This is a genomic window from Burkholderia torrens, assembly GCF_984668525.1.
Genome location: NZ_OZ480211.1, coordinates 1863609 through 1877227 on the forward strand (window position 1 = coordinate 1863609; position 13619 = coordinate 1877227).

The 13619-nt window shown below is 70.0% G+C and carries 12 protein-coding genes; 7 read left to right on the plus strand and 5 right to left on the minus strand.

The window, feature by feature from the left end:
* Positions 1-34: 34 nt before the first annotated feature.
* A complete protein-coding gene (gene cobM, locus AC5LXX_RS08505; RefSeq protein ID WP_493409191.1) occupies positions 35-763 on the plus strand; it encodes a precorrin-4 C(11)-methyltransferase in 729 nt (242 codons plus the stop codon).
* Here cobM and AC5LXX_RS08510 read toward each other — a convergent pair whose 3' ends face one another.
* The gene (locus AC5LXX_RS08510; RefSeq protein WP_493409192.1) at positions 764-1684 is read right to left on the minus strand and encodes a DMT family transporter; all 921 of its coding nucleotides are present in this window, start codon (positions 1682-1684) and stop codon (positions 764-766) included.
* A gap of 117 nt (positions 1685-1801) precedes the next feature.
* Here AC5LXX_RS08510 and AC5LXX_RS08515 point away from each other — a divergent pair, with 117 nt between their 5' ends.
* Positions 1802-2338: a MarR family winged helix-turn-helix transcriptional regulator gene (locus tag AC5LXX_RS08515; protein WP_493409193.1), complete on the plus strand. Its 537-nt coding sequence runs from the start codon at positions 1802-1804 to the stop codon at positions 2336-2338.
* 22 nt (positions 2339-2360) lie between these two features.
* Here the strand turns inward: AC5LXX_RS08515 and AC5LXX_RS08520 are convergent, their stop codons facing one another.
* The gene (locus AC5LXX_RS08520) at positions 2361-3539 is read right to left on the minus strand and encodes an MFS transporter (protein WP_493409194.1); all 1179 of its coding nucleotides are present in this window, start codon (positions 3537-3539) and stop codon (positions 2361-2363) included.
* Positions 3540-3668: 129 nt separating this feature from the next.
* Here AC5LXX_RS08520 and AC5LXX_RS08525 point away from each other — a divergent pair, with 129 nt between their 5' ends.
* On the plus strand, positions 3669-4172 hold the full coding sequence (locus tag AC5LXX_RS08525) for a MarR family winged helix-turn-helix transcriptional regulator (protein ID WP_493409195.1): 504 nt from the start codon (positions 3669-3671) through the stop codon (positions 4170-4172).
* A gap of 100 nt (positions 4173-4272) precedes the next feature.
* On the opposite strand, the gene AC5LXX_RS08530 is transcribed toward AC5LXX_RS08525, so the two are convergent.
* The 3 genes from AC5LXX_RS08530 to AC5LXX_RS08540 form a co-directional block, all read right to left on the minus strand.
* Entirely contained in the window at positions 4273-4977 is a 705-nt protein-coding gene (locus AC5LXX_RS08530) for a glutathione S-transferase N-terminal domain-containing protein (RefSeq protein ID WP_493409196.1), read from the minus strand.
* Between the two features lie 227 nt (positions 4978-5204).
* Positions 5205-6329 carry a porin gene (locus tag AC5LXX_RS08535; protein WP_493409197.1) on the minus strand — a complete coding sequence of 375 codons (1125 nt, stop codon included), beginning with the start codon at positions 6327-6329 and terminating at the stop codon, positions 5205-5207.
* Positions 6330-6559: 230 nt separating this feature from the next.
* Positions 6560-9253: a winged helix-turn-helix domain-containing protein gene (locus AC5LXX_RS08540; protein ID WP_493409198.1), complete on the minus strand. Its 2694-nt coding sequence runs from the start codon at positions 9251-9253 to the stop codon at positions 6560-6562.
* Between the two features lie 243 nt (positions 9254-9496).
* On the opposite strand from AC5LXX_RS08540, the gene AC5LXX_RS08545 reads away from it, so the two are divergent.
* From AC5LXX_RS08545 to AC5LXX_RS08560, 4 genes are all read left to right on the plus strand, one after another.
* Positions 9497-10444: a universal stress protein gene (locus AC5LXX_RS08545; RefSeq protein ID WP_493409199.1), complete on the plus strand. Its 948-nt coding sequence runs from the start codon at positions 9497-9499 to the stop codon at positions 10442-10444.
* Positions 10445-10462: 18 nt separating this feature from the next.
* On the plus strand, positions 10463-11443 hold the full coding sequence (locus tag AC5LXX_RS08550) for a quinone oxidoreductase family protein (RefSeq protein ID WP_493409200.1): 981 nt from the start codon (positions 10463-10465) through the stop codon (positions 11441-11443).
* A gap of 10 nt (positions 11444-11453) precedes the next feature.
* Positions 11454-12302: a TauD/TfdA dioxygenase family protein gene (locus AC5LXX_RS08555; RefSeq protein WP_493409201.1), complete on the plus strand. Its 849-nt coding sequence runs from the start codon at positions 11454-11456 to the stop codon at positions 12300-12302.
* Between the two features lie 120 nt (positions 12303-12422).
* Entirely contained in the window at positions 12423-13478 is a 1056-nt protein-coding gene (locus tag AC5LXX_RS08560) for a beta-keto acid cleavage family enzyme (RefSeq protein WP_493409202.1), read from the plus strand.
* Positions 13479-13619 lie beyond the last annotated feature (141 nt).

Here is a 13619-nt window from a genome sequence, read left to right on the forward strand (position 1 = left end):
GCGGATCATCCAACGAATTGACGGAGAATTTTCGATGACGGTGTATTTCATCGGCGCGGGCCCCGGCGACCCGGAGCTGATCACGGTGAAGGGCCAGCGCCTCGTGCGCACGTGCCCGGTGATCCTGTACGCGGGCTCGCTGGTGCCGGCGGCCGTGCTCGACGGTCATCGCGCGGAGCAGGTCGTCAATACGGCCGAGCTCGATCTCGACGCGATCGTCGCGCTGCTCGCGGCCGCGCATGCGAAAGGGCAGGACGTCGCACGCGTGCATTCGGGCGACCCGTCGCTGTACGGTGCGATCGGCGAGCAGATCCGCCGGCTGAAGGCACTCGGGATTCCGTACGAAATCGTGCCGGGCGTGACGGCCACGGCCGCGTGCGCGGCGACGCTCGGCGTCGAACTGACGCTGCCCGGCGTCGCGCAGACGGTGATCCTCACGCGCTTCGCGGGCAAGACGACGATGCCGGAAGGCGAAGCACTCGGCTCGCTCGCCGCGCACCGCGCGACGCTCGCGATCCATCTCGGCGTGCGCCATCTCGCGCGCATCGTCGACGAAGTGCTGCCGCATTACGGCGCGGACTGCCCGGTCGCGGTGATCTATCGCGCAAGCTGGCCGGACGAGGAGCGCGTGACGGGTACGCTGGCGGACATCGCCGGCAAGGTGCAGGGCACGCAGATCGAGCGCACCGCGCTGATCCTGATCGGACGCGTGCTCGACGCCGAAGGGTTCGCGGATTCGACGCTGTACGCGAGCGCCGGCTGATCACGCGCGCGCCGGCCCGGGCGCAGCGTGCCGTTCGCGCAAGTGTGTGTAGAGCGCCGCGCCGATCGTGATCGCGCCGCCGACGAAGTAGATCGGAGATGCCGATTCGCCGAGGATCAGAATCGAGGCGGCGATACCGACGACGGGGATCAGGTTGAGCACGACCACGCTCCAGTACGACGGGTTGTCGCGTGCGCCGCGAAAATAGAACAGGAACGCGAGCGTGAACTGCAGCACGCCGATCGCGAGCGCGGGCCACACGGCCGACCATGGCGGCAGGCGGTGCAGCCCGTGGCCGCCGTCCGCATCGACGCCGAGCAGCACGAGCGCGAGCACCAACGAACCGGCCTGCTGGATCAGCAGCATCGCCGTCGCGGAAGGGATCGTCACGGCCTGCGTCGACAGCGACACGTACAGCGCGGCCACCATCACGCCGGCGAACACGAACGCGTCGCCGCGCAGCGAGGCACGGCCGTCCGCCGATGCATCGCCGAGCGTGATGACGACCACGCCCATCAACGCGACGACACCCGCGACCAGCAACCGCCGGTCGATCCGGAACCGGAACAGCACGATGTTGAACGCGAGGATGCCGAGCGGTTCGAGCGCAAAGATCACCGCCGTATGCAGCGCGGACGTCGATTGCATGCCGACGAACCCCAGGTAGTACGCCCCGCACGGTTCGAGCATGCCGATCAGCGCGACGACGGCAACCTGCGCCGGAGCAAAGCCAAGGCCGGCCAGGCTGACGCGTTGCGCCGCGGCGAGACACGCGAGCACCGCGACGCTGGCGGCGATCTGCAACACGATCAGCCACACGGGCGACAGCGCAGGCAACGCCATCTTGCTGAACGGAATCGCGACGCCCCAGCACAGCGTCGCCATGATCAGGCATCCGGTCTTGCGCGCGCTGTCGTTCATGCATGGACTCCACGGGGCAGATCGCATCGGCACGTAGAATGCGGACGTGCGGCTGACATTGTCGAGACGATGGTTTAAATTATATGCGTGACGCACACATATACTAGGAGCGCGGACGTGAAAAAGCAACGGCTGAACAATCTGCTGGGCGCGCTCGCGCTTGCGCTGAACGATCGGGTAGAGGACGCTATCGCCCGTGAAACCGGCCTGCACGGATCGATCGCGGATGCGCTCGTGCTGTTGTCGCAGGCCCATACGATGACGATCGACGCACTGGCACGGCAATTGACGCTCGTGCATTCGTCGGCCGTGCGGCTCGCCGAGCGGATGGCGCAGGAGGGACTCGTCGAGCGCGAGCCCGGCGAGGACAAACGGACGGTCGTGCTGACGCTGACCGAGGCCGGGCACGCTGCGGTACAGCAGATCCTGGCCGCACGCGGATCGGCGATCGCGGATGTCACGCGCACACTGACGCCCGAGCAGTGTGCGCAACTGATGCCGATCTGCGAGCAACTCGTCGGCGCGTTGGCCGACGACATGCACAATGCGATCCGCGTGTGCCGGCTGTGCGACGAGGATGCGTGCGACTTGCGGCGCTGCCCGTCGGAGCGCGCTTACCGGCGGTTCGCCGCGGAACGGGACGCGGGCGGCTGACGGCTGGCGCGGGGGCGATGGCCTAGGCGCGGGCAACCTGCCGCGCCAGCCGCGGTGCAAACCCGGCCGCCAGCGCGAACAGCACGACACACAGGCACGCCATCGCGATCCACGCGGGCGTCAAATCGGCGAGATGCTGGCGCACGATGCCGGCCGCGAACGGGAACAACCCGGCGATCAAATAGCCGACACCCTGCACGAACCCCGTCAGCGATGCGGCGTCGGCCGGCGTCGCCGCATGATCGACGGTAACGATCAGCGACAGCGGAAACAGCGCCCCGATCCCCGCGCCGAGCAGCAGCGCAGCCGGCAGCGCGAACGCGTCGGGCGCGGCCAGCATCACCAGCAACCCGACGAACAGCGACGCGATCGCCGCATGCAGCGCGGGCCGGCGATCGGGCAGGCGGTCGATCGTCGCCGAAATCGTCAGCCCCGCGACGACTTCCGCGAGCGTCACGCCGCCGAGCAGACTGCCGGCCGCCGTCGGCGACCAGCCGAGCCGCATGTAGTACGGCGGCAGCCACGCGAGCACGAGCGTGTAGGCGCCCGTCGCGATCCCGAAGAACAGCGCGAGCCGCCACGCGCGCGGCGAACGCGACGGCCGCGCATGCGACGTCGAGGCCGGCCCGGCCGCGAACCCGTCGCCGCCGCGGCTGGCCAGCGGCCAGGCCAGCGCGGCAACCGCCGCCGGCACCGCCCAGCCCGCGAGCGCGGCGAGCCAGCCCCAGCGTGCTGCCGCGAACGGCGCGACGACGCTCGCGAGCACCGCGCCGCCCATGATCGACGTCGAATAGACGCCCATCGCGCCGCCGATGCGCGTCGCGAAATGCGCCTTCACGAAGCCGGGCAGCAGCGCCTGCACCATCGCGATCCCGACGCCCGCGCAGCAGGCGCTCGCGAGCAGCAGCCACGCGTGCTGCGCGCCGATGCGTGACACGCAGGCCAGCCCGATCAGCGCGACACCGAGCCAGACGCCGCCCGCGATGCCGGTCACGCGCTGCAGGCGCCGCGCGCTCAGCGCGCCGAGCCCCATCAGCAGGACCGGGATCGTCGTCAGCAGGCTGGCCGCGCCGTCGCTGATGCCGGTCGCGCGCTGGATCATGTCGAGCAGCGGGCCGACCGCGGCGAGCGCGGGCCGCAGGTTCAGCCCGACGAGCACGATGGCGGCAAGCCTCCATCCGGGGGAAGTGAAGCGATTCATCGCGAGGCCCTCGATATCGATGCGCGGTCGCCGACGGGGCGCCGCGCGTTTTCAGGTAATGTATCTCGACATCAAGATAAATGCTGATTTATCTCGACGTCAAGATAACTGGTGAGCCGAGGAGGGTTAATGGATCGAGCCGCGCACGCGCTCGCGCAATGGCGCGCCGAGCGTCCGGATCTGGACGCGTCGTCGATGGTCGTGATGGGGCGACTGCAGGAAGCCGCGCTCGTGATCGCGCGCGACCGTCTCAATCCGCTGTTTGCGCGCTACGGGATGCAGCCGGGCGAATTCGACGTGCTCGCGACGCTGCGGCGCAGCGGGGCGCCGTTCGCGCTGACGCCGACCGCGCTGTACGACGCGCTGATGATGTCGTCAGGCGGGATGACCGCGCGCATCGACCGGCTGCAGAAGGCCGGTTGGGTCGAGCGCCGGCCGAACCCGGCCGACGGGCGCGGTACGCTCGTCGCGCTGACGAACGCCGGCCGTGCGCTGATCGACGACGCGGTCGTCGCGCACATCGACAATCAGCGCGCGCTGCTGGCCGCGCTGTCGGACGCGGAACAGGCGCAATTGTCGCAATTGCTGGGCAAGCTGCTCGCGGGGCTGGAAGGCGGGGCGTCGGACGCATGATGCGTGTACCCCGCGCGGGCAAAAAAGTGCCCGCCGCACCATGCGGCGGGCTCGAGCAGGACAGGAGCCGCGCAGCGTGCGCGCGCGGCCACCCGGTCGCTCAGCCGCGCGCCGGGATGTTGAGCCCCCGCGCAACAGCCGGACGCTCAACGAACGCGTCGAGCACTCGCTTGACGTGCCGAAATTCGCTGAAACCGACCAGGTCGCCCGCTTCGTAGAAGCCGACCAAGTTGCGCACCCACGGGAAGATCGCGATGTCGGCGATCGTGTAGGTGTCGCCCATCACCCACTGGCGGTTCGCGAGATGCGCGTCGAGCACGCCGAGCAGGCGCTTCGACTCGTCGACGTAGCGGTCGCGCGGACGCTTGTCCTCGAAGTCGCGGCCGGCGAACTTGTGGAAGAACCCGACCTGGCCGAACATCGGCCCGATACCGCCCATCTGGAACATCACCCACTGGATCGTCTCGTAGCGGCCCGCGAGATCCTTCGGGATCAGCTGGCCGGTCTTGTCCGCGAGATAGATCAGGATCGCGCCCGATTCGAACAGCGGCAGCGGCTTGCCGTCGGGGCCGTTCGGGTCGATGATCGCCGGGATCTTGTTGTTCGGGTTCAGCGACAGGAATTCGGGCGACAGCTGGTCGTTCGTGTCGAAGCGCACGAGGTGCGGCTCGTACGGCAGGCCGGTTTCCTCGAGCATGATCGACACCTTGACGCCGTTCGGCGTCGGCAGCGAGTAGAGCTGGAGACGGTCGGGATGCTGGGCCGGCCATTTTTTCGTGATCGGGAAGGCGGACAGATCGGGCATGGAAGTTCGCTCGTCAACGTGGAGGATCCGCGCCCCGCCGGCCTGCCGCGCGTCGCCGACAGCCCCTGACACGGCGGCAGGAACGGGACGAACGCATCGACCGGCGGGCGGGGCGCGCCGAAGACGCCCACTGTAGCCGATCCCTGCGATCGCTGCAGACGGCGGCCGCGCGTCGCACTCGAGCGCCGCCGCGCGCCCATCGCGCCGCGCCACACCGCACGGCATCGTCAGAAATTGTGCCGCAGCCCGATCATCGCGGCCGTCGTGCCGACGCCGGGCGCGACCGGCTGCCCGTACACGAGCATCTGGTCCATCGTGCCGCGGTTGTTCACGCGGCCGACCTGCGCGTAGACCATCGTCCGTTTCGACAGGCTGTAGTCTGCCGCGAGCACGACCGCCGTCGAACGGTTCTCCGAGCGGTTGCGGTCCTTCAGGTAGTACACGGCCGACGTCACCTGCAACGCGGGCGTGAAGCGATAGCCGATGCCCGCCGACAGCATGTCGAGGTTCACCTTGTCCGCATGCGACGGATTCCTGCCGTTACCGTACGACGCCGACACCGAGAAATCGCGGATCGTGTATTTCGCGCCGACGTAGACGAAGCGGTTGTTGTCGACGCCGGTCGGCGCGACGCCCGGCGCCGGGCTCGTGTCGTGGCCGTTGTAGTAGACGGCCGATGCGTTCAGCCCGTAGTTCGCATACCTGAGCACGACGGATTCGCGCGTGCCGCCCTGGAACTGCCCGGCGACGCCGCCCGGCGCGTATTCGAGCGCGATCGACGCACCCGCGAAGGTCGGCGACTGGTAGACGAGCGCATTGCTGTCGTACAGCGCGCCGATCGCTGCGTTGGTGCTCGTCCCCGACCAGCCGGCCGCCGTGTTCAGGCCGAGCCACGCGATCAGCACGCTGCCGAAGAACTGCGCGTTGCGCACATCGGTGTCGGCCATCGCGTAGATCATCGGCACGATCTGGCGGCCGGCGGTGAACGTGCCGAACGGGCCCGACACGCCGAGCGACGCGACCTGGTTGAAGATCGCGACGGCGCCCGGCGTGTCGCTCAGCTGCATCCTGCCGGTGCCGCTGTCGAACGAACCCTGCAGCTTGAAGTTGATCTTGTAGCCGCCGCCGATGTCCTCACTGCCCTTGATGCCCCAGAAGCTCGAATAGATGCCGCCGTCCTTCATCCGGAACACCTTGCCGGTATTCGGCGCGCTCGGACTGAACGACGCGGCCGACGTGCTCTGGTACAGCAGGCCCGAGTCGATCACGCCGTAAAGCGTGACGGAGGATTGCGCGTGCGCGAATGCGGAACAGCCGGCAAGCGCCGCGAGCGCGGCCAGTTTCGTCTTCATGAAGTCTCCAGGGTCGTATTGAACCGGACGGGATCGAGCCCGTCCGGGCGAAGCGGGGAAGCATCGGGGCTGGCGAGCCGGCGCGACAGGCGACGCCGGTGCGGGCCGTGCGCAAAGATTACGCAACGGCGTGCGGCCGCTCCCCCCCATGCGCGGGGGGCAGGGTTACGGAGAATCGGAAGGGAGGGACGGACAGCCGGGCCGCCACGGGCGGCCGGCCCGGACGGGCGTCAGGGCGCGCTTTCGAGCAGCCCCAGCACCAGCGCGCGGCGCACGGCGTGCTTGCGCGAGCTCGCGTCGAGCTTGCCGAACAGGTTCTTCAAGTGCCATTTCACGGTTTCCTCGCCGACGGCGAGGGCAACCGCGATCTCCTTGTTCGACAGGTTGCGTGCGAGCAGTTCGAGGATCGCGCGCTCCTTCGGCGTCAGCACGACGCTCGGCACCGCGCGCGGGCTCGCCACGCCGCGTGGCGCGGGCGGCACGATGCGCGGCTGCGGCAGCGCGTGCCGTGCGGGGCCGTCGCCGGCCGCCGCTTCGTCGCCGACGCGACGCGCCCAGTCGGCGACGGCCGGATGCGCGTCGGCAAGCGTGCGCGTCAGCCCGAACATGTCGGCGAGATTCATCGCCTCGTCGAGCAGCGCGCGGCCGCCACGCCCCGACTGTTCGAGCGCGAACGCGCTGAGCGCCATGATCTCGATGCGCTCGCGCCCCATGCTCATTTCACGCGCGAGCACGGCTGCTTCGTCGAGCGCCGCGCTCGCATCGTCCCAGCGTCGCGCGGCCAGCGCCGCACCCGCGTGCGCGGTCGCCTGCAGCAGCACGACGGGGCGCCGCCACAACGGCCCGTGAGACGGAAATTCCGTCGCGGCGATCGCGTCGATCCGCTCGACGAGCGCATGGCAGGTCGCCTCGCGATAGCGCGCCGCGTGAATGCGCTCCTGTTCGGCCAGGCTCGCGACCGACAGGCGCGGCAGCCGGCGCGCGACACCCATCGCGTCGAGCGCTTCGAGCAGGTCGATCGCGCGATGCTCGACACCGCGCAGCAACGCGATGCGTGCGGCCGTGAGATAGCCGAGCAGCACGGTATCGGGCGTGCCCGCATGCTCGAGCACGTCGAGCCGGTTCGCCAGCAGCGCGGCGGCCTGATCGACGCGGTCGGCCTCGTACGCGATGGCCGCGCACATCGCCGCGAGCATGCAGGTCAGCGGATGGCGGCGCCCGAGATCGGCTTCCGCGCGCGCCAGCGCCGGCGACAGCACGTCGTCCGCGAGCCGGATCTGGCCTTCGCGCAGATAGCTCAGGCCCGTGATCAGCTCGCCCCAGCGCGCGACATAGCCGAACCCGGCCGCCGTTTCGCCGCGCGGCGCGGCCTGCTGGAAGCGGCGCGCCTGCGCCGGTTCGCCGACGATGATCGCGCGCGCCGACAGCCGGTTCGCGTGCATCTGCGCGAGCCACGTCGCCGCCGGCGGCGTGAAGTCGGCCCACGGCTCGAACAGCTCGACGAAACGGTCGATCTCGTCGGCGTAGTACGCGGCTGCACTGAGGATCAGCGCGCATTCGTAGCGCATCGCGGCCGGCGTGCGGCTATCCGCGAGGATGCCCGCGATCTGGCGCTGCGCCTCGACATGGCGCTCGCCGAGCGCCAGCGCCCATGCGACCGCGATCCGCAGCGTCGGGCGCTTGTCGAGCTCCGCATCGGGCAGCAGCGCGAGCCAGTCGAGCACGTCGTTGATGCGGCCCTGCTTGATCGCATCCTCGAGGCAGCGCTGCGCGAGCGCATACGCCGTCTCGAACTGGCCGGCCGCGTACGCGTGGCGCGCGGCTTCCTCGGTCATCCCGTGTGCATCGAGCCATGCCGCCGCGCGAGCGTGCAGCGTGCTGCGCTCGGCGTCGGCGCGCGTGGCGAGGCGGTCGCGCAGCGTGTCACGCACGAGCGGATGCAGCCGGCACCAGTCCGACTCGTCCGATGCGATGAACAGCGGCGTGTCGCGCGCGAGGCGTGCGAGTCGGTCGGGCGCCTGCGCATCGTCGAGCAGCGCGGCGCACAGCGACGGATGCAGGCGATCGGCGACGCTCGTGCGCGTCAGGAACGCGGTGTCGTCCGCCGACTGGTTCGCGAGCAGCAGTTCGACGAGGCGGTCGCGCGTGCCGTCCATGCGTGCGGCGAGCGCATCGACGGCCTGGCGCGGATCGGCCGAGCGCGCCATCGCGGCCATCGCGAGCTGCAGCCCGAGCGGCCAGCCGTCGACGCGTTCGAACAGACGCGCGCACGCGTCGGCGTCCACCCGTTGCGCGAAGCGCGCGCCGACCAGCGCGATCGTCTCGTCGAGCGTGAAGCGCAGCCAGTCGGCGCCCGCGAGCGTGCATTGCCCGCCGGCCAGCAGATCGCCGGCCGCGTGATCGAGCCCGCGTCGCGCGGCGACGACGACATGCAGGTTCTGCGGCGCGTTGTGCAGCACGTAGGTCAGCGCGTCCAGGCCGGCGGCCGGCAGCCGCTCGGCATCGTCGACGATCAGCAATGCGTCGATCGACAATTGCGCGACTTCGGCGAGCCACGCGGTCAGGCCGTCCAGCGCGCGCGCCGCACCACCCGGAACCAGCCGCCCGAAGCCGGGCCGCGCGCAACCGGTGCGCACCGCCTGCACGAGCCCCTGTAGCAGCCGCTGTGCATCGTCGCGCTCGTCGGCCGACAGCCACACGACCGCACGGCCGAGCGCGAGGGCCTCGCGGCGCCATTGCGCAAGCAGCGACGTCTTGCCGTAACCGGCCGGCGCCTGCACCAGCGTGACCGGCCGGCCGTCGAACGCCGGTGCGGCAAGACTCAGCCGCGCGCGGGCGAGCAACTGCGCCGGCACGCGCGGCGCGGTCGTCTTCAGGACCAGTTCGGTGGGGGGCGCGTCGGCGCGATCGGGTGGGTGGGCCATCGGGGCAGCTGTCGGAGTCCGGCGATGCCGTGCGGGCCAGCGTCCGGGGTGGGCGTGGGGGGAAGGATCGGCCGAACCGCGTTCGCCCGTCAATCCCCCCCGCGACGAGTGGGGCCGCACCGGCGCCGCGTCGATAGCATGGGTTCCGATGCATGACGAACGCCGCGAGGAGGGCACCCATGAAGATCGTATCGACCGGCACACGGCGCAGCGCGCCGAGCGCCGGATAAGCGGAGCGGCGCGATGTACCGCCACCTGCTCGTGATGGTCGACGGCGTGCCCGGCGGCATCGACGCGATCGGCCATGCGCTCGAACTGGCGCGGGCGGTTGGCGCGCGGGTCACGTTCGTGCTGTCCGCCACTGCGCCGGACTCGTGTTTATCCGGAGCGCGGCTGCCGGAACACGGTGCGAAAGTGGAAGCCGCCGCCCGGGCGCAGGGCCTGTCCCATGTGATCGCGGGGGCCGGCCATCCGGCGGCCGGCGATCCGGGGGCCGGCCATCCGACAAGCGATGACGCATCGCCCGGCGCGCTGGCCGGCGAGCTCGGCTGTGACCTGATCTGCGTCGCGGCGCTGCCGCCGGATGCCGATGCGGCGAAACGCGCGCTGCGGCAGCACCTGCTCGCGACGAGCGCCGTGCCGGTACTGGTGTGCTCGTCGCACCGGACGCCCGCCGAAGCGCGCGTGATGGCGCGTTGTCTCGATGTGCATCGCATGGTCGGCGTGCTGCTGCAGGCGCTGATGGCGTGCGGTACAGACGCGAACGAACCGCTGCGGCTGGCGATCGACGCCAAGCGTGCACTGGCCTCGCTCGCCGCGCTGCAGCACGCGCGTTTCGGCACGGCCACCGAAGCGCGGCTCTTCGCGGCCTTGCGGGTCCGCGCGGAGTGCGTCGCGGCCGAACTGGACGAACTCGACCGCCAGCGGCAGCGCGACGCGCAAGCGCTCGGCGCGCTCGCCCGGATCGCCGCAGACGGGCTGCCGTCGGCCGCGTTCGACACGGCGCTGGCCCGCTATGCGCACGGCGCGTTCGAGCAGATGGGGCGGATCGAAGGCGTGATTTTCCCGGCCGCGCGGCGCTACCTGGGCGACGCCGACTGGAACGCACTGGACGAACCGTCGGCGGACGGCACGACCGCACCGCCGACGGGCATGAATGAACCTGACGATGCGCGACGCGCATCGGACTGACACCCTACGGAGAACACGATGGCACATGCAGTGCGATTCCACGAAACCGGCGGCCCCGACGTGCTGCGCTGGGAGGCAGTCGACGTCGGCGATCCCGGCGCCGGCCAGGTGCGGCTGCGGCACGAGGCCGTCGGCCTGAATTTCGCCGACACGTACTTCCGCAGCGGCCTGTATCCGGTGCCGCTGCCGGCCGGCATCGGCGTCGAGGCGGCCGGCGTGGTCGAGGCCGTCGGCCCGGGCGTGACGAACGTCGCCGTCGGCGATCGCGTGACCTACACCGGCTTCCTGAACACGCTCGGCGCGTACAGCACCGAACGGCTGATCCAGGCCGCGCCGCTCGTCCGGCTGCCGGCCGGTATCTCGTGCGAAACGGCCGCCGCGATGACGATGCGCGGGCTCACGTCGGCCTACCTGCTGCGCCGCATCCATGGGTTCGCGCCGGGCGACGCGATCCTGCTGCATGCGGCCGCGGGCGGCGTCGGGCTGATCGTGTCGCAATGGGCGAAGCTGCTCGGGCTCACGGTGATCGGCACCGTGTCGAGCGAGCACAAGGCCGCGATTGCCCGCGCACACGGCTGCGACCATACGATCGACTACAGCCGCGAGGACGTCGCGAAGCGCGTGCGCGAACTGACGGACGGCGCAGGCGTCGACGTCGTGTTCGACAGCGTCGGCAAGGACACCTTCGAAGGCTCGCTCGATTCGCTGAAGCGACGCGGGCTGATGGTATGCGTCGGCACCGCGTCGGGACCGATCCCGCCGTTCGATCCGCAGCGCCTCGCGATGAAGGGCTCGCTGTATCTGACGCGCCCGGCGCTGGCCGACTACATCGCCGATCCGGCCGAGAAGAACGACCTGGCCGGCGAACTGTTCGCGCACGTCGCGGCCGGCCGCATCAGGATCGAGATCAACCAGCGCTATGCGCTGCAGGACGCCGCGCAGGCGCACCGCGATCTCGAATCGCGCAAGACGACCGGTTCGTCGGTGTTCATCGTCTGAGGAGACGCGCATGCGAGTCGAACCCCTGACCTGCGCGATCGGCGCGGAACTGCTGGATGTGAGCCTCGCCGACGCCGTGCACGACGACGGCCTGTTCGCCGAGATCCGCGCGCAGCTGCTGCGGCATCGCGTGCTGTTCCTGCGTGACCAGGACATCACGCGCGCCGAGCATGTCGCGTTCGCACGCCGCTTCGGCGAGCTCGAGGATCATCCGGTCGCCGGCAGCGATCCCGAGCATCCGGGGCTCGTGCGGATCTACAAGTCGCCCGACCAGCCGAACGACCGCTACGAGAATGCGTGGCACAGCGATGCGAGCTGGCGCGTGGCGCCGCCGTTCGGCTGCGTGCTGCGCTGTATCGAGGGTCCGCCGGTTGGCGGCGATACGATGTGGGCGAACATGGTGCTCGCGTACGAGAACCTGCCGGATCACGTGAAGCAGCAGATCGCCGACTTGCGCGCGCGCCACAGCATCGAGGCGAGCTTCGGCGCGGCGATGCCGATCGAAAAACGCCTCGCACTGAAGGCGCAGTATCCGGACGCCGAGCATCCGGTCGTGCGCACGCATCCGGAAACCGGCGAGAAGGTGCTGTACGTGAACGCGTTCGCGACGCATTTCACGAACTTCCACACGCCCGGCCGCGTGCGCGTCGGCCAGGACGCGAATCCCGGCGCCGGCCAGTTGCTGCACTACCTGATCAGCCAGGCATATATCCCCGAATACCAGGTGCGCTGGCGCTGGAAGAAGAACAGCGTCGCGATCTGGGACAACCGCAGCACGCAGCATTACGCGGTGATGGACTACCCGCCGTGCGTGCGCCGAATGGAGCGCGCGGGCATCGTCGGCGACGTGCCGTTCTGAGCGCGAGCGCACCTTAACCGATCCGCAACGCTGCACACGACGCGCCGGGCCCGCCGCCCGGCACGGCGGGATACGCACGCCCGTACGCCCGAAACACAACGATTTCCACTGGAGGACGACATGCAATTTCTCGACGATTCGCTGCACCCGGAAAACCAGGACAAGGTGGTCATCACGGTCGCGCCGTACGGCCCCGAATGGATGCCGGCCGATTTTCCGGAAGACATTCCGGTGACGATGGACGAGCACGTGCAGAAGGCCGTCGACTGCTACAACGCAGGCGCGACCGTGCTGCACCTGCATGTGCGCGAGCTCGACGGCAAGGGCAGCAAGCGGCTGTCGAAATTCAACGAACTGCTCGGCCGGCTGCGCGAAGCGGTACCCGACATGATCCTGCAGGTCGGCGGTTCGATCTCGTTCGCGCCGGAAGGCGACGGCGCCGAAGCGAAATGGCTGTCCGACGACACGCGCCACATGCTCGCGGAATTGACGCCGAAGCCCGACCAGGTGACGGTCGCGATCAACACCGTGCAGATGAACATCACCGAGCTGATGAACCGCAAGGACATCGCCGGCACGTCGCTGAACGAAGCCGCGCTGTGGGACGCGTATCGCGAGATGACGGTCCCGGCCGGCCCCGGCTGGGTCGACGAGCACTTGCGCCGCCTGCAGGCGGCCGGCATCCAGCCGCATTTCCAGCTCACCGGCATGCATGCGCTCGAAACGCTCGAGCGGATCGTCCGGCGCGGCGTCTATCGCGGCCCGCTGAACGTCACGTGGGTCGGCATCGGCGGCGGCTTCGACGGCCCGAATCCTTACAACTTCATGGAATTCGTCCGGCGCTGCCCGGACGGCGCGTGCATCACGCTCGAATCGCTGATGAAGAACGTGTTGCCGATCAACACCGTCGCGATGGCGCTGGGCCTGCATCCGCGCTGCGGGATCGAAGACACGATCATCGACCAGAAAGGCAACCGGATGACGTCGGTGCAGCAGGTCGAGCAGTGCGTGCGGATCGCGCGCGAACTCGGCCGCGACATCGCGACCGGCAAGGAAGCGAAGGCGATCTACCGGATCGGCGTGCAGTACGACGGCGTCGACGAAACGCTCGCGCAGCTCGGGATGGCGCCGAACCGCCGGCCGGGCCAGCTGAGCGTGCCGCTGCGCGCGGCCTGACGCGCCGCGCAGTCGGGCGGCCCGCGAGCGCCGCCCGCCGATCGATGTGGTGCGGCACCCATCCTCGCGCGGCGCGCGAGGCAAGCTCCGCCTGACGGAGCGGGGCCGCGCAAGCCGCGCCGGCGCATGGCCGCCCGGTGC